Origin of the sequence: Isoptericola sp. NPDC057391 (assembly GCF_042668085.1) — a bacterium.
Taxonomy (GTDB): Bacteria; Actinomycetota; Actinomycetes; order Actinomycetales; family Cellulomonadaceae; genus Isoptericola.
In genome coordinates this window covers 1-15748 of record NZ_JBHVBO010000094.1, presented here as the reverse complement: position 1 = coordinate 15748, position 15748 = coordinate 1, and the positions used below count along the sequence as shown (strand labels likewise).

Annotated in this window: 15 protein-coding genes; 10 read left to right on the top strand and 5 right to left on the bottom strand. The window is 75.3% G+C overall.

Annotated features, from left to right (window positions below; translation table 11 throughout):
• Window positions 1-70: 70 nt before the first annotated feature.
• A complete protein-coding gene (locus ACFUVW_RS12755; protein ID WP_430571700.1) occupies window positions 71-607 on the bottom strand; it encodes a GNAT family N-acetyltransferase in 537 nt (178 codons plus the stop codon).
• A 64-nt stretch (window positions 608-671) separates the two neighbouring features.
• Window positions 672-1379, bottom strand: a complete 708-nt coding sequence (locus ACFUVW_RS12750; protein ID WP_430571699.1) for an NAD(P)-dependent oxidoreductase — start codon at window positions 1377-1379, stop codon at window positions 672-674.
• A 136-nt stretch (window positions 1380-1515) separates the two neighbouring features.
• Here ACFUVW_RS12750 and ACFUVW_RS12745 point away from each other — a divergent pair, with 136 nt between their 5' ends.
• Complete coding sequence (locus tag ACFUVW_RS12745; RefSeq protein ID WP_430571698.1) at window positions 1516-2535, top strand: AraC family transcriptional regulator; 1020 nt, start codon at window positions 1516-1518, stop codon at window positions 2533-2535.
• A gap of 46 nt (window positions 2536-2581) precedes the next feature.
• Entirely contained in the window at window positions 2582-3433 is an 852-nt protein-coding gene (locus ACFUVW_RS12740; RefSeq protein WP_430571697.1) for a TrmH family RNA methyltransferase, read from the top strand.
• An 83-nt stretch (window positions 3434-3516) separates the two neighbouring features.
• On the opposite strand, the gene ACFUVW_RS12735 is transcribed toward ACFUVW_RS12740, so the two are convergent.
• Entirely contained in the window at window positions 3517-5484 is a 1968-nt protein-coding gene (locus ACFUVW_RS12735) for a beta-N-acetylglucosaminidase domain-containing protein (RefSeq protein WP_430571696.1), read from the bottom strand.
• A 230-nt stretch (window positions 5485-5714) separates the two neighbouring features.
• Here ACFUVW_RS12735 and ACFUVW_RS12730 point away from each other — a divergent pair, with 230 nt between their 5' ends.
• From ACFUVW_RS12730 to ACFUVW_RS12710, 5 genes are all read left to right on the top strand, one after another.
• Window positions 5715-6533, top strand: a complete 819-nt coding sequence (locus ACFUVW_RS12730; RefSeq protein ID WP_430571701.1) for an ABC transporter ATP-binding protein — start codon at window positions 5715-5717, stop codon at window positions 6531-6533.
• Window positions 6534-6618: 85 nt separating this feature from the next.
• On the top strand, window positions 6619-7605 hold the full coding sequence (locus ACFUVW_RS12725; RefSeq protein ID WP_430571695.1) for an ABC transporter substrate-binding protein: 987 nt from the start codon (window positions 6619-6621) through the stop codon (window positions 7603-7605).
• Window positions 7606-7618: 13 nt separating this feature from the next.
• A complete protein-coding gene (locus ACFUVW_RS12720) occupies window positions 7619-9733 on the top strand; it encodes an iron ABC transporter permease (protein WP_430571694.1) in 2115 nt (704 codons plus the stop codon).
• A gap of 46 nt (window positions 9734-9779) precedes the next feature.
• Window positions 9780-10715 (top strand): universal stress protein, encoded by a 936-nt coding sequence (locus ACFUVW_RS12715; RefSeq protein ID WP_430571693.1) that lies wholly within the window; start codon window positions 9780-9782, stop codon window positions 10713-10715.
• An 89-nt stretch (window positions 10716-10804) separates the two neighbouring features.
• Window positions 10805-11857 carry a siderophore-interacting protein gene (locus ACFUVW_RS12710; RefSeq protein ID WP_430571692.1) on the top strand — a complete coding sequence of 351 codons (1053 nt, stop codon included), beginning with the start codon at window positions 10805-10807 and terminating at the stop codon, window positions 11855-11857.
• 93 nt (window positions 11858-11950) lie between these two features.
• Here the strand turns inward: ACFUVW_RS12710 and ACFUVW_RS12705 are convergent, their stop codons facing one another.
• Together ACFUVW_RS12705 and ACFUVW_RS12700 are read right to left on the bottom strand one after the other, a co-directional pair.
• On the bottom strand, window positions 11951-12523 hold the full coding sequence (locus tag ACFUVW_RS12705; RefSeq protein WP_430571691.1) for a YbaK/EbsC family protein: 573 nt from the start codon (window positions 12521-12523) through the stop codon (window positions 11951-11953).
• Between the two features lie 50 nt (window positions 12524-12573).
• The gene (locus ACFUVW_RS12700; RefSeq protein ID WP_430571690.1) at window positions 12574-13125 is read right to left on the bottom strand and encodes a YbhB/YbcL family Raf kinase inhibitor-like protein; all 552 of its coding nucleotides are present in this window, start codon (window positions 13123-13125) and stop codon (window positions 12574-12576) included.
• Window positions 13126-13251: 126 nt separating this feature from the next.
• On the opposite strand from ACFUVW_RS12700, the gene ACFUVW_RS12695 reads away from it, so the two are divergent.
• Genes ACFUVW_RS12695 through ACFUVW_RS12685 form a run of 3 tightly spaced genes read left to right on the top strand, consistent with a single transcriptional unit; the run spans window position 13252 to window position 15691 of the window.
• Window positions 13252-13995 carry an SDR family oxidoreductase gene (locus ACFUVW_RS12695; RefSeq protein WP_430571689.1) on the top strand — a complete coding sequence of 248 codons (744 nt, stop codon included), beginning with the start codon at window positions 13252-13254 and terminating at the stop codon, window positions 13993-13995.
• Between the two features lie 11 nt (window positions 13996-14006).
• On the top strand, window positions 14007-14591 hold the full coding sequence (locus ACFUVW_RS12690; RefSeq protein WP_430571688.1) for a TetR/AcrR family transcriptional regulator: 585 nt from the start codon (window positions 14007-14009) through the stop codon (window positions 14589-14591).
• 47 nt (window positions 14592-14638) lie between these two features.
• The gene (locus ACFUVW_RS12685) at window positions 14639-15691 is read left to right on the top strand and encodes an NADPH:quinone oxidoreductase family protein (protein WP_430571687.1); all 1053 of its coding nucleotides are present in this window, start codon (window positions 14639-14641) and stop codon (window positions 15689-15691) included.
• Window positions 15692-15748: the final 57 nt, after the last annotated feature.

The following is a 15748-nucleotide window of genomic DNA, read 5'->3' as shown; positions in this document are numbered from 1 at the left end:
GAATTGATCCTCAAACGGCCGGTTTGAGGATCAATTCAGCACGCTCGATGTCGTCCGCGGTCGTCCGCGGTCAGGGGAGGACGAGCATCCGGGCCGGGGGCGCCCCCTCGCGCTGCCAGTCGAACCGGGCCTCGCCCACGACGCGCCACCCGCGGTGCAGGTAGACGGCGTGCGCGACGCCGTCGCGGTCGTCGACGTCGAGCACCGGGGTGCGGCCCTGCGCGTGCAGGTGCCCCACGGCGACGTCGAGCAGCGCGCCGCCGACGCCGCGGCCCTGCGCGTCCGGGCCGACGAAGAGCACCGACACGCAGCCCAGCTCGTCGACGGGCCGGCCGGCGCCCGCGGACCAGATGGCGCCGTACCGGTCGTCGGGCACCGCGGTGACGCTCACGTGCCCGACGACCGCGCCCTCGAGCTCGGCCACCCACGCGCGCTCCTCGTCGGGGCGCACCAGGAACTCCTCCACCGGGAACGGCAGCGGCCACCGGTGCGGGTAGCCCGAGGCCGGTTGCTGGGCGGCGAGGACCTCGACGAGGGCGGGCAGGTCGTCGGTCGTGCGGTCGCGGAGCACGACGGCCGGTGTGCGGGCCGGGGCGTGGGAGCTCACCGGGCGATCCTGGCACGGGGCCCCGACAGGCTCGCGCCGGTCGGGGCCCTGCGGGGTGCGGGCGTCACGCGGAGACGCTCAGCGTGGCCCCGACGGTGCCGGGGTCGGCGAGGGCGGCCGCGTGCACCCGCGCGAGCTGGGTGCGGGAGACCTTGAGCCCGCGCCGCGTGTCGTCGGTCGTGACGTGGGCCGGCGCCTCGGCGCCGCCGGCCGCGTCGTCCGGTGCGTCGGTGAGCGAGACGGGCCGCACGAGCGTCCAGTCGAGGCCGCTGGCGCGCACCACCTCCTCCTGCCTGGCGGAGTCCGTGAACTGGCGACCGATGACGAAGCGGAACACCAGCTTCCACGTGAGGTCGAGGTGCGCCCACGAGTCGCCGAGGCCGTACGTGCTCTGCACGACCAGGCGGCGCACGCCGGTCTCGCGCATCGCCTCCACGACGTTCCTGGTGCCGCGCGAGCGCACGTCCGGCGCCGTGCTCGACCGGCGCAGCCACTGCACGGCCAGCGGGTTGTCCGAGATGCCGAGCGTGACGACGACGGCGTCCTGCCCGGCGACGGCCTTGGCGACCGCCTCGGCGTCGAGGGCGTCGCCGTCCACGGGCCGCACGCTGCCGCGCCCAGGGCCCGGCTGCGCGCCCGCACCGGGGAGCGGCGCCGCGAACGCGGTGCTCGCCGTCCGGCCGAACGCGGTCACGCGGTGCCCCGCGGCCACGAGCTCGCGGGTGACGGCGAGGCCGCTGCCCCGCGTCGCTCCGATCACGATGACGTCCATGAGTGTCCTCCTCGCCGTACCGGGTCCCGTGCGGCCCCGGCGCCTGGCTCCAGACTTCCGCCCGGGAGTCGGACGAACCATGAGGTGACATCCGGGAGTCTTGACCGTTCGTCCGGGACGGGCGGAGGATGAGGGGATGAGCGACGCCGCCGCCCTGCTGCCCGTCCCCGGCGCCGGGAAGCCGCAGGTCGACCCCTGGGCCGACGTGCTCGGGACCCTCGAGATGGACGCGGTCTTCTGCTCCACCGGCCGGTTCTCGGAGCCGTGGGGCATCGCGATGCCGGCGCTGCCGGGCGTCCTGATGTTCCACCTGCTGCTCGCGGGCCGCGCGGTCGTGGACGTCGAGGGCGGGCGCCACGAGCTCGGTCCCGGCGACCTCGTGCTCGTGCCGCACGGCGCCGGCCACGCGATCACCGGTACCGCCGACGACCCCGCCACCGGGCTGTGGGACGTCGACCGCACGGTGATCGCGGACCGGTACGAGCAGCTGCGGATCGACGGCGGTGGCCGGCCCGCCACGCTCGTCTGCGGGGCGGTCGGGTTCACGGACCCGGGCGTCGGCCGTCTTCTCGCGAGCCTGCCGGCGGTGCTGCGGGCCCCCGCCGCCGACGCTGCCGCCGCCGCCCCCGATGACGCCGACGGTGACTGGCTGCGCGCCGTCGTCGCCGCGATCGACCACGAGGTGCGCCACCCGCGGCCCGGCACGGACGTCGTCACCGCCCGCCTCGCCGACGTGCTGCTGGTGCACGTGGTGCGCGGGTGGCTCGAGGCCCAGGAGCCGGCGTCGGGCTGGATCGCCGCGCTGCGGGACCCCGCGCTGGGGCCTGTGCTGCGCGCCGTGCACGCGGCACCCGAGGACCCGTGGACGCTGGCGTCCCTCGCCGCCGTCGCGCGCCTGTCCCGGTCCGTGTTCGCCGAGCGGTTCGCCCGCACCGTGGGCGAGCCGCCGATGGCCTACGTGGCCGGGTGCCGGATGGACGTCGCCGCGCGCCTGCTGCGTGAGACGGACGCGAGCGTCGAGCGCGTCGCCCGGCGGGTGGGGTACGACTCGGTGCCGGGCTTCCACCGCGCGTTCGTGCGGCGGCACGGCGCGACGCCGGGCGCCTGGCGCTCCTCGGGCCCGGCGCGCAGCCTCGCCGAGGTGCTCGCCCGCTGAGGGGTGCGGGGAACCGTGCGGTGCGGACGCGGGAGAGAATGCCCCGGTGAGTACCCCCGAGCCCGGCGTCCACGACGCCCGCACCACCCGCGTCACCGATCCCGCCGACCCTCGCCTGCACGACTACACCGACCTCAAGGACGTGAGGCTCCGGTCCGTGCGCGAGCCCGCCGAGGGCCTGTACATGGCGGAGTCGTCGTCCGTGATCCGCCGCGCGCTCGAGGCGGGCCACCGGCCGCGTTCGTTCCTCATGGCCGAGAAGTGGCTCGACTCCATGGCCGACGTGCTCGCCGCCCACCCCGACGCCCCCGTGTACGTCGGCTCCGACGACGTGGTGCAGCGGATCACGGGGTTCCACCTGCACCGCGGGGCGCTCGCGGCGATGCACCGCCCCGTGCTGCCCTCGGTGCACGACCTGCTCGCCGCGGCCCGCGGGGGTGCGGGCGCGCGTCGCGTCGCGGTGCTGGAGGACATCGTCGACCACACGAACGTGGGCGCGGTCTTCCGCTCCGCGGCGGCGCTCGGCGTCGACGCCGTGCTCGTCTCGCCGCGCTGCGCCGACCCGCTCTACCGCCGGTCGGTGCGCGTCTCCATGGGCACGGTGTTCCAGGTGCCGTGGACGCGGCTCGAGTCGTGGCCGGGCGGCCTGCACGCGCTGCAGGACGACGGGTTCACCGTCGCCGCCCTGGCGCTCTCCGACGACTCCGTGTCCCTCGACGACCTGGTGGCCGACCCGCCCGAGCGGCTCGCGATGGTGCTGGGCACCGAGGGCGACGGGCTCTCGCGCGGCGCCGTGGAGGCGGCCGACGTGGTGGTGCGCATCCCCATGGCCGGGGGCGTGGACTCGCTCAACGTCGCGGCCGCGTCGGCGGTGGCGTTCTGGGCGACGCGCGCCTGACGCCGGGTCACCGGTCCGGTATCGAGCGTGCTGACCTGATGGCCGTCTGACGATCAGGTCAGCACGCTCGGTGGCTCGCGGGGTCAGCCGTGGAGCTGGGCGGCCAGGTCGTCGAGGAAGACGTCGAGCACGCCGTCGCCCAGCTTCACGGGGGCGGCGCCCCAGCGGTTGTCCGGCGGGTCGACGATCACCTGCGCGGCGGCCTCGCCTGCGGCGTCGGCCCGGGCCAGCAGCGCGTCACGGCGCTCCGTGTCTCCGCGCAGGTCGGCCTTCGCGGCGTCGAGCGTGGCCAGCAACGCGTCGCCCCACAGGTCGTTCGCGTCCAGCCAGGGTGCGGCGTCCGAGAGGAACGCGGGGTCCACGCCGGACCTGCGGAGCGTTTCGGGAACGTCCGCGATCGTCCGGGCGTCGTCCCGCAGGCGGTCGACCGCCGCCCGCCGGTGGCCCGTCTCCCAGCGCTCCCAGAAGGCGCCGATCTCCTCCACGAGGGCAGGCGCCTGCGGCTGCCACGGGTCGCCGAAGCTCGGCGCCAGGTGGTTCAGGTCACCGAAGGCGAGCAGCGCCTCCACTGCGTCGCGGTCGTCGTGCGCCAGGTAGCGCATCGCCTCGACCCAGCTGCGGTCGCGGTCGTACCCGCGGTCGTTCCACGCGAAGTCGGCGATGCCGAAGACGGCCACCTTGCTCGCCGCTGCCTGGTTCATCGGGTTCGAGACGATGCCCGCGAGGTGGTCGGACAGCCCCGGCTCGCGCTCGTCGTACGGGGCGAGCAGGAGCCGCCCGCTCGTCTGGCCGTAGTCGTTGACGGGGTAGTTGTCCCACAGGAACGTCGGGCCGCCGAAGACGGTGTCCGCTTCGATCGCCTGGTCGACGGAGATCGACTGGGGCACCACGTCGTTGCCCGTCCACATGACGACGACGTCCCCGTCCATCTCCCGCAGCGCGGCCTTGTAGGGCGACTCGGTGGTGTTGTAATACTCCGTCGGGACCATCTGGAGCGGCTGGGCGCCGTCGTGGGTCTCGATCCAGTCGCGCTGAACGCGGGTGAGGAAGTCCGCCTGCGCCTTCCCGGCGTTGCCCGGCGAGGGCTCCCCGTAGGCGGCCCGGTCGGAGTCGCAGGCCCAGCGCGAGTAGTCGATGTCGTCGAGCGGGATGCTGAACGCCCGGACGCCGACGTCGTAGAGCGCCTGGAACTTGCGCTCCAGGGCGGCCAGGTCGTCCGCGCTGGAGTAGCAGACGCTGTTGCCCGGCGAGAGCGCGAACGTGAAGCGCACATGGTTCGCCGTCGCAGCCTCGACCAGCTCGGCGAGCTCGGCGAGCTTGTCCGCGGGGTAGTCCTCGCGCCACTTCTCGCGGTGGTACGGATCGTCCTTCGGCGCGTACACGTAGGTGTTCGCCTTGACGTCTCCGTAGAAGGCGAGCTGGTCGAGCCGCTCGGCGTGCGTCCAGGGCTCGCCGTAGAAGCCTTCGATCGTGCCCCGCAGCGGCATGGCCGGGTAGTCCACCACCGTGGCGCCGGCCACGGTGGTGGTGCCGCCTCGTCGGTCGTCCAGCAGCTGCTCGAGGGTCCTCACGGCGTAGAACTGCCCGGCTGCGTCGTGGCCCGCGAGGGTCACCGTGCCGCGGCCGTCGTTCGGGTTGACGCGGACCGCGTAACCCTCGTCGCGGTCGGGCACCTCGACCCGCCCGAGGGCGGAGCGGACGTCGGTCCGGTCGCCGTCGCCGAGCAGGACGCGTACCTGCCCCCGCGCCGGGCCACGGGCGTCCCCCTCCCGGGCGACCGTGCGGACGCCGTGCTCGCGCAGCACTTCCTCCAGCGCACGTCGCGCCGCCGGGTCCGTGCCGTCGTCGACCACGACATCGACCGTGCGCGAGAGCCGGAGGTCGTGACCTGAACGGTGCATGTCCTGCGGTGCGGGGCTGACGATGGGAAGGTCGTCCTGGGCGTTCGTCGCGGTGGTGGCGCCGGCGGTGGCGGTGGTTGCTGCTCCCGTGGCGAGAAGCGTCGCGACGGTGAGCGTGCCGGCGGCAAGTCGTCGTCTGACGGTGGTCATGGAAACCTCCATTGGTCTAGACCAGTTCGCCCACCTTGACGAAGGTCGATGCTCCTGTCAACAGGAAGACGGTGATGTCGTCGACCGTGACCCTCGGTGACCCGCGTCACAGAAGGAATTACGCAACGAGGGGATGACGTAACCCTCCGGTGAAGGTTAGCCTCACCTGCGTGAGCCAGACCCTGGCGCCCTCGGCGCCCCCCGTGGTCGAGTCCCGTCCCGCCGTCGCGATGGCCGGGCGCGGCCTGCGGCTGTCGTACGACAAGCGCACCGTCGTCGACGGCGCGGAGATCGAGCTGCGGCCCGGCGCGGTGACCGCGCTGCTCGGCCCCAACGGCTCGGGCAAGTCGACGCTGCTGCGCTCGCTCGCGCGCCTGCACCGCCCCGACGCGGACACCGTCAGGCTCGGCGACGGGAACCCCGACGAGAACGCCGACGGCGGCACCGACGCGCTCGCCCTGCACCCCAAGGACTTCGCCCGCCGGGTCACGCTGCTGTCGCAGAGCCACCCCACGCCGAGCGGCGTGACCGTGCGCGACGTCGTCGCCTACGGCCGGCACCCGTACCGCGGGCGCTTCCGGTCCGCGGACGCCGACGGTCCCCGCGCCATCGCGCACGCCATGGACGTCACCGGCGTCGCCGAGATGGCCGAGCGGGGCGTCGACGAGCTCTCCGGCGGCGAGCTGCAGCGCGTGTGGCTCGCGACCTGCCTCGCGCAGGACACCGGCGTGCTGCTCCTCGACGAGCCCACGACCTACCTCGACCTGCGCTATCAGGTGGAGCTGCTCGACCTGGTGCGCGACCTGGCCACCGAGCACGGCGTCGCCGTCGGCGTCGTGCTGCACGACCTCAACCAGGCCGCGGCCGTCGCGGACCACGTCGTGGTGCTGCACCGCGGCCAGGTGCGGGCCTCCGGCCCCGCCGCCCAGGTGCTCACCAGCGACCTGCTGACGGACGTCTACGGCATCCGCGTCGACGTGACCACCCACCCGGACACCGGCCGCACCCGGTGCGAGGCCGTCGGACGCCACGACGCCCGCGCCGTCTGACCCCCGCACCTCTTCCTCTCGCCGGCGCCTCGCCCGGCCCTGACGCGCCGTCGTGCGGCGCACCGACCCCGAAGGACACCGACCCATGCGCACCCCCACCCGCCCGCTGCTCGCCGGCGCCACCGCCGCCGTGGCCGCGCTCGCCCTCGCCGCCTGCGGCACCACCGAGGACCCGGCGGCCGAGGCCGCCCCGGAGACGCCGGCCGCGAGCGGCCCGGTCACGTATGCCGACGAGCGCGGCGAGCACACGCTCGACGCCCCCGCCGCGGAGATCGTCTCGCTCGAGTGGGGCCTCACGGAGAACCTGGTGGCGCTCGGGGTCGAGCCCGCCGGCCAGGCGGACGTGGCCGGCTACAACACCTGGGACACGGTGGCGCCGATCGACGCGGGCACGCCCGACGTCGGCACGCGCGGCGAGCCCAGCCTCGACGCGATCTCGGCGCTCGAGCCGGACCTGGTGGTCACCACCACCGACCTCCCCGAGAACGTCATCGCGCAGATCGAGGAGGTCGCGCCCGTCCTGACGCTGCGCGGCTCCGACGGCACCGACCCCCTCGGGTACATGAGGGAGACCGTGACCACCCTCGGCGAGGTCACCGGGAAGCAGGACGAGGCCACCCAGGCGCTCGCGGACTTCGACGCCAAGGTCGACGAGGGCAAGGCCGCGCTCGAGGACGCCGGCCTCGGCGGCGCCGAGTTCGCGATGGCCGACGGCTGGATCGCCAACGGCACCGTCTCGGTGCGCATGTACACCCCGGGGTCGTTCTTCGGCGCCCTCGGCGAGGCCGTCGGCCTCGAGGACGCGTGGACCGAGGGCGGCGACCCCGACTACGGCCTCGCGCAGACCGACGTCGAGGGCCTCACGCAGCTCGGCGACGTCAAGTTCGTGTACATGGCGAACGACGCCGAGGCGGACCCGTTCGCCGACGGCCTGAAGGGCAACAAGGTCTGGGAGCAGCTGCCGTTCGTGACGGCCGGCGACGTGCACCGCCTGCCGGACGGCATCTGGATGTTCGGCGGCCCGCTGTCCGGCGCCGCGTACATCGACGCGCTCGTCGACGCGCTCGCCTGACCGCCCGCCCCGCATGTCCGTGACCGCCTCCCCGCCGTCAGCCGCCCCCGCCCCTGTCTCCGGAACAGGGCCGGGGCGGCGGGCGGCGCCCGTCCGCGTCGTCGCGGCGTTCGTCCTCGCCCTCGTCGCGGTGCTCGTGCTGGGTGCCGTGCACCTCACGCAGGGCACGGCCGACGTCGGCGCCCTCGACGTGCTGCGCGCCGTCGTCGGCGCCGACACGGACGGCACCGTCGCGGTGCTCGTCTCGTCCCGGCTGCCCCGTCTGTTGGCCGGGCTGCTCGTGGGCGTCGCGCTCGGCGTGGCCGGCGCCGTGCTGCAGTCGGTGGCGCGCAACCCGCTGGCGTCCCCGGACACGCTGGCGGTCAACGCGGGCGCGTACGTCACGGTCGTCGCCGCGGCCGCCCTCGGCCTCTCCGTGCCGTTCTACCTGCAGGGCGGCATCGCGTTCGTCGGCGGGCTGGCGGCTGCGGCGCTCGTGCTCGCCCTCGCGCGCGGCGGGGCGGACGGCCCCACCCGGCTCGTGCTGGCCGGCTCGGCGATCATGCTCGCGCTGCACTCCCTGACGATGGTGCTGCTCGTCCTCTTCGAGCAGGAGACCACCGGGCTGTTCGCGTGGGGCAGCGGCAGCATCGTGCAGTCGGGCACGCGGACGGTGAGCATGGCGGCCCCCGTCGTCCTGGTCGGCGTGGCCGCCGCGCTCCTGCTGGCCCGCCGCCTCGACCTGCTCGGCCTCGGCGACGACGCCGCGCGGGTGCTCGGCATCGACGTGCGCCGCACCCGCGTGCTCGCCGTCCTGGCCGCCGTGCTGCTCGCCGCCATCGCGGTCACCGTGGCCGGGCCCATCGGCTTCGTCGGCCTGGCCGCGCCCGTCATCGCCCGGCTCGTGGGCCGGCGCGTCCCGGGCCTGGGCCGGCACGTCCTCCTCCTGCCGTTCGCCGCCCTCGTGGGTGTGATCGTGGTGCTCGGGGCCGACGTGCTGCTGCGGGCGATCCTGCCCGCCCAGGCGTCGGTCGTGGTGCCGACCGGCGTCGTCACGACCGTGCTCGGCGCGGGCATCCTGGTCTGGATGGCGCGGCGCCTGCGCGACGCGGGCGCGGGTGCGCGGGGCGCCCGCGGGGTCCTCGGACGTCCCCGCTCGCGCGCCTGGGTCGCCACCGTGCTCGTGCTGCTGGGGGTCGCCCTCGTGGCGGCCGTCGTGGCCGGCCTGCTGCTGGGCGACCGCCTCGTGCTGCTGGGCGACGTGGCGAACTGGGTGGCGGGCGAGGCGGGGCGGCAGGTGAGCTTCGTGCTCGACCAGCGCGTGCCCCGCGTGCTCGCCGCCGTGCTCGCGGGCGCGGCGCTCGCCCTCGCGGGCGCGATCGTCCAGGCCGTCTGCCGCAACCCGCTCGCGGAGCCGAGCCTGCTCGGCGTCACCTCCGGAGCCGGCCTCGGCGCCGTGCTGATGATCCTGCTCGTGCCCGGCGTCGGCATCTGGCCGATGTCGGCCGCGGCGGGCGCGTGCGCGCTCGGCGTGTTCGCCCTCGTGTACCTGCTGTCGTCGCGCGGCGGGCTGGGCTCCGAGCGCCTGGTGCTCGTCGGCATCGGCGCGCAGGCCGGCACGACGGCGCTCATCACGCTCGTCGTCCTGGTGATCGCGCCGTGGGACGTCAACCTCGCCCTGACGTGGCTGTCGGGGTCGACGTACGGGCGCAGCCTGGAACAGCTCCTGCCCGTCGCCATCGCCCTGGTCGTCATGGTGCCGCTGGCCGCGACGTACCGGCGCGAGCTCGACGTGCTGTCGCTCGACGAGGACACCCCGCGCGTCCTCGGCCTCCCCGTCGACCGCTCGCGGCTGGTGCTCCTCGGGGCCGCGGCGCTGACCACGGCGGCCGCCGTCTGCGCCGTCGGCGTCATCGGTTTCGTGGGGCTCGTGGCCCCGCACGCGGCCCGCGCCCTGGTGGGGGCCCGGCACGCGCGGGTGCTGCCCGTGGCGATCCTCGTCGGCGCCGTCCTGGTGTCCGCGGCCGACACCCTCGGACGCGTCGTCATCGCCCCCGGGCAGATCCCCGCGGGGCTCGGGACCGCCCTGCTCGGCGCGCCCTACTTCGTGTACCTGCTGTGGCGCTCACGAGGTCGCGCGACCGCCTGACGGCCGCCGTCTTTCGAGCGGGGCCGCGGCGAGGGACGATGGCGGTGTGGACGAGCACAGGGCCGCCCCGGTGGTGGTCGGCTACGACGCGTCGGAGCCTGCCGACGTCGCCCTCGCCTGGGCGGTGCGGGAGGCGCGCACGCGCGGCGCCGTCCTGCGCGTGGTCTACGTGCGCGACGCCCACGACACGGGGGTGGCCGCGCGGCCGCACGGCGACGACCTGGGGGAGCGGGGCGACGGCGGGGCGTGGCCCGTCGTCGAGGAGGCGGCCGCCCGGGCCCGCGACCTCGCGCCCGGCGTGACGGTCGAGACCTTCGTCGAGTACGCCTCGCCGTCCGCGGCGCTCGTGGGCGTGTCGGCGGACGCCGGCGCCCTCGTGCTGGGCGCCACCCGGCACGGCGGCCTGTACGAGGCGATCCGGGGCACGGTGGTGCTGCAGGTGACCGCGCATGCCCACTGCCCGGTGGTCGTCGTGCCCGCCGCGGGTCCGCGGGCGGACCTGCCGCCGGACGCCCCCGTCGTCGTCGGCTACGACGGTTCCCAGCAGTCGGGCGTGGCCCTCGACGCCGCCGTGGACACCGCGTGGGAGCTGGGGCGCACGCTCCGGGTCGTCGTGGTGTGGCGGCCCGGCGTCGCCGAGTGGGTGACGTCGCGCGGCCCCACCGAGCACGAGGCGCACGACATCACCGAGGCCGACGCCGGGCCGGTGCTGCAGCGCGGCCTGGCCCGGGTGGAGGAGCGGCTGCGGGAGCGCGGCGCGTCCGAGGGGGCGCTCGAGGTGCTCGGCGAGACGCGCGAGGGGCAGGTGGTCCGGGTGCTGCACCGCGAGGCGGAGGGCGCCGAGCGGCTCCTGCTGGGCACCCGCGGGCGCGGCGGCTTCGCGTCCCTGCTGCTGGGTTCGGCGACGCACACCCTGGTGCGGACGTCGGCGTGCCCGGTCGTCGTGGTGCGAGCGCCGGGCGCGGTGGAGGCGGCGTCGTAGGGGACCTGCGGCGACCCGGACCCGTCCACGTGTGACGACGGTCACCCGGGGTTGCGGACCCCGGGCCAGGTGAGGTTAGGCTTACCAGCGTGACCGAGACCGTCGAGGCGACCGAGCGCGCCGACCACACCGCCGCGCAGGACGTCGCTCCCGAGCAGCCGTACCGCATGTTCGACGTCACCGTCTCCCGGGTCACCCGGCTCTGTCCGTCGTTCATCCGCATCACGTTCACCGGCGAGGACCTCGACGGGTTCGCCGACAACGGCAAGGACCAGCGGATCAAGTTCCTGCTCCCCGCCCCGTGCGGCGGCTGGGAGTACCTCGACCGGCAGAACCCCGACTGGTTCACCTCGTGGCGCGCGCTGCCCGAGGAGCGCCGCAACCCGCTGCGCACCTACACCGTGCGCAGCGTGCGGCAGGACCTGCGCGAGGTGGACGTCGACATCGTGCTGCACGGCGACACCGGGCCCGCCTCCCGCTGGGCCAACGGCGCGAAGCCGGGCTCCCCGCTCGTCATCATGGGCCCCAACGCGGCGTACACGGACGGGCCGCACGGCGGGCTCGAGTTCAACCCGCCCGCCCGCAGCCACGCCCTGCTCCTGGCCGGCGACGAGACCGCCGTCCCCGCGATCGCCGCGATCTGCGAGTCGCTGCCCGACGACGCCGTCGGCGAGGTCTTCCTCGAGGTGCCGCACCGCGAGGACCGCTGGACCCTGGCCGCGCCCGCCGGCGTGCGGATCTCGTGGCTGCCGCGCGAGGACCGCGAGCACGGCGACGTGCTCGTGCCCGCCGTGAAGGAGGCCGCCGACCGGCTGCTCGCCATGGGCGTGCGCCCCTCGGCGGACTCCCCGGCCGTCCCGGAGCTGCTGGCCGCGGAGGCCGACGGCCCGGCGCTGACCGCCGCGGGCGTCGACCTGGACGGCGAGCTGCCCGACGTCGACATCGACGCGGACATCCTCTGGGAGGTGCCCGTCGACGCGACCGGCCAGCCGCTCGCGCAGGACACCGTGCTCTACGCGTGGCTCGCCGGCGAGGCCGGCTCGATCAAGACGCTGCGCCGCTACCTCGTCTCGGAGAAGGGCGTCGACCGCAAGGCCGTCGCGTTCATGGGGTACTGGCGCCGCGGTCGTGCGGAGTGCTGACCTCCGTCCGACGCTGAACGACCCGCGCTGAACGACCACGCCCCGCCCTCGACCGTGCAGGTCGGGAGCGGGGCGTCGTCGTCCGTGCGGGCGTCACCGGGTGACGCCGAGCCCGTCGACGACCTCGACGCCCGGCATCGCGCACAGGAGCTCACCGGGCATGAGCAGCTTGGACCGCCGCACCCCCGAGCCCATCAGCGCGAGCGCGCCCGGCACGGCGAAGCGGGAGTCGACCAGCACCCGCCACCCGGCGGGCAGCCCCACCGGGGTGATGCCGCCGTACTCCATCCCCGACTCGGCGGTCGCGCGCTCCATGGGCAGGAAGGACGCCTTGCGTGCGTCGAGCAGCTTGCGCACGCGGGTGTTGACGTCGGCGAACGTGGTCGCCGTGACGACGCACGCCGCGACGCGCTCGACGTCGCCGCGCCGGCCCGCGACGACGACGCAGTTGGCGGAGGCCTCGGGCGGGAGGCCGTGCCGGTCGTTCAGCGTGGCCGTGTCCGCGTGGTCGGGGTCGATCTCGGTGACGGCGACCAGCCCGCCGACCCGGTCGTCCTGCGCGGCCCAGGCGCGCAGGGCGTCGGCGACGGGCGGGGCGAGCAGGTCGGGGTGGTCGAGGGCGGCCGCCCAGGGCAGGTCGCCGAGCGTGGGGAGTCCTGGTGTCATCGGGCCGGGTGTCATCGGGCCTGTCATCGGGCCTGGTGCCGTCGCGCCGCTCACCGGCGGTAGGTCGCCGTGAGCGTGGCGCGCGCGAGGACGTGGAAGTAGACGTTGAACGCGACGTGCACCGGGCTGTTCGCCTCGGACAGGCCGAGCGACGGGACGTCGAGGGCGTGCACGGCGAAGACGTAGCGGTGCGGGTGGTCCCCGGGCGGCGGGCCGGCGCCCTCGAAACCGAGCCGTCCGCCGTCGCTCGGCACGTGGAACGCCCCGGCCGGGAGGCGCGCCCCGCCCACGGCACCCGCGCCCCGCTCCAGCGACGTCACGTCCGCGGGGAGGTCGACGGCGGTCCAGTGCCAGTAGCCCGACGGCGTCGGGGCGTCCGGGTCGAAGCAGCTCACCACGTACGACCGTGTCGCGGCGGGCGCGCCCGACCATGCGAGGTGCGGCGACACGTCGGCGCCGTCGACGCTGAAGTCGACGGCGAGCGGCTCGCCGTCGGTCACGTCCGCGCTCGTGAGCGTGAACGTCGCCGGGACGGGGAGCAGCGAGTACGGGTCCGGGGGTAGCGGGCGCTCGAAGTCCTTGCCAGTGTCCGTGCCTGTCATGGGGGCCATGCTGCCCGACCGTCCCCGCTGCTGGCCAGGACGTCGACGTGGGCGGGTCGCGCGCGGGCCGTGGTACGGTTCCCGCATCAAACCGACCGGACGGTACGTCGGTCTCGCGAGGAGGCGATGGTGGGCAGGTTCGCAGGCAGGGTCGCGCTGGTCACGGGCGGCAGCCGAGGCATCGGGCTGGCCGTGGCACGGCGGCTCGTCGACGAGGGCGCCGCGGTCGTCGTCACCGGGCGCAAGCAGGAGGCGCTCGACGAGGCCGTCGAGGCCCTCGGACCCGACCGTGCCTCCGCCGTCGCGGGCCGGGTCGACGACGCGGAGCACCGCGCCGCGGTGCTCGCCCACGTGGCCGAGCGGCACGGCCGCCTCGACCACCTGGTCAACAACGCCGGCATCAACCCGACCTGGGGGCCCGCCCTCGACGTCGACCCGGGCGTCGCGCGCAAGATCCTCGAGGTCAACGTCGTGTCCGCGCTCGAGTGGACGCGCGACGCCGTCGCCGCGGGGTTGAGCCGGTCGATCGTCAACGTCGCGTCGATCTCCGGGACGTCGTCCAGCCCGAACATCGCCTTCTACGGCGCGTCGAAGGCCGCGCTCATCAACCTCACGCAGCAGCTCGCCCAGGAGCTGGCGCCCGCGCTGCGCGTCAACGCCGTCGCGCCGGCCGTCGTGAAGACGCGCTTCTCCCGCGCGCTCTACGAGGGCCACGAGGAGCAGGTCGCCGAGCGCTACCCCCTCGCGCGGCTCGGCGCGCCCGAGGACGTCGCCGGCCCGGTCGCCTTCCTGCTGTCGGACGACGCGGCGTGGGTGACCGGCCAGACGCTCCGGATCGACGGCGGCGCGAGCATCGCGCCCGTCGGGTGAAGGATGGGGGCATGAAGAGCACGAACGTCGCCGACCGGGTCACCGCGGCCGCCCTGGACCTGTTCGCCACGCAGGGCTACGCCACCACCAGCGTGCAGCAGATCGTCGAGGCCGCCGGCGTCACCAAGGGCGCCATGTACCACTACTTCCAGTCCAAGGACGACCTGCTGTTCGCCATCTACGACCGGATGCTGGCGCTGCAGAAGGCCCACCTCGACCAGATCGTCGCCGCGGGCGGGCCCGTCGAGGACGTCGTGCGGGCCGTGTGCGTCGACGTCGTCGAGACGTCGATCGACTTCCTGCCCGAGGGCACCGTCTTCTTCCGCAGCATGCACATGCTCACCGAGCAGCGGCTCAAGGAGGTCACGCAGCGGCGGCGCGAGTATCACGACGAGTTCGCGGCGCTGCTGCGCCAGGGGCAGGACGCCGGGGTGTTCCGTACCGACGTGCCGCGCCCGCTGCTCGTGGCGCACTTCTTCAGCGACGTGCACTACCTGTCGCACTGGTACTCGCCCACGGGCCCCGAGACCAAGACCGAGGTGGCCCAGCAGCTCACCGAGCTGTTCCTGCGCGGGATCCGCACGCCCGCGTCCTGACCCGTCCGCCGCCGGGCGGGCACCACACCGACGAGACGAGAGCGACGATGACGACGCTGCCCGGCACGACCCCCACCGGTGCCCCCGCCGCCCCGGACGGGCCCGCGACGATGCGCGCCTGGCGCGTGACCGGGCCGGGCGAGCCGGCCGACGTGCTGCGGCTCGACGAGGTGCCCGTGCCCGAGCCCGGGCGGGGGGAGGTGCTCGTCCGGGTGCGTGCCGTCGCGGTGAACTTCCCCGACGTGCTGCTGGCCCGCGGCGAGTACCAGGTGCGGCCCGAGCCGCCGTTCGTGCCCGGCATCGAGCTGTGCGGCGATGTCGTGGAGCTCGGCGAGGGCGTGGCGGCCGGCGAGCGCGGGCTCGCGCCCGGCTCACGCGTCGTGGGATCCGCCATCGGCGTGCTGTCCGAGCTGGCGGTGCTGCCCGCCCCCGCCGTGCACCCCGCGCCCGCGGACCTGGACGACGCCGAGGCGGCCGCGCTGACGATCGCCTACCAGACCGCCTGGTTCGCCCTGCACCGCAAGGCGCGCCTGCGGCCGGGCGAGCGCCTGCTCGTGCACGCCGCGGCCGGCGGCGTGGGCACCGCCGCGGTGCAGCTCGGCGCGGCCGCCGGCGCCCGGGTGATCGGGGTCGTCGGAAGCCCGGCGAAGGCCGACGTGGCCCGCGCCGCGGGCGCGCACCACGTCCTCGTGCGCGGCGACGACCTGGCCGCGCAGGTCAAGGAGCTCACCGAGGGCGCGGGCGCCGACGTGGTCGTCGACCCGGTCGGGGGCACGTCGTTCGAGCAGTCGACGCGGTGCATCGCGTTCGAGGGACGGATCGTCGTCGTCGGTTTCGCGAGCGGAGACGTCCCTCCGGTGCGCGCCAACCATGCCCTCGTGAAGAACTACGACGTGCTGGGCCTGCACTGGGCCCTCTACCAGGAGCGCCGGCCCGCCCTCGTCGACGCGGCGCACGACGCGCTGACCCGCCTCGCCGCGGACGCCGCGGTGCGGCCCGTCGTCGCCGACGTGGTGCCGTTCGACGACGCGCCCGCCGCCGTGCAGCGCCTCGCCGGCGGCACCACGACGGGCCGCCTCGTCGCCCGCGTCGCCGACTGACGGCCCCTTCCCCCTGCCCTTCCAGCACGCGATCTGTCGCGGCACCCGGCCGGGTGC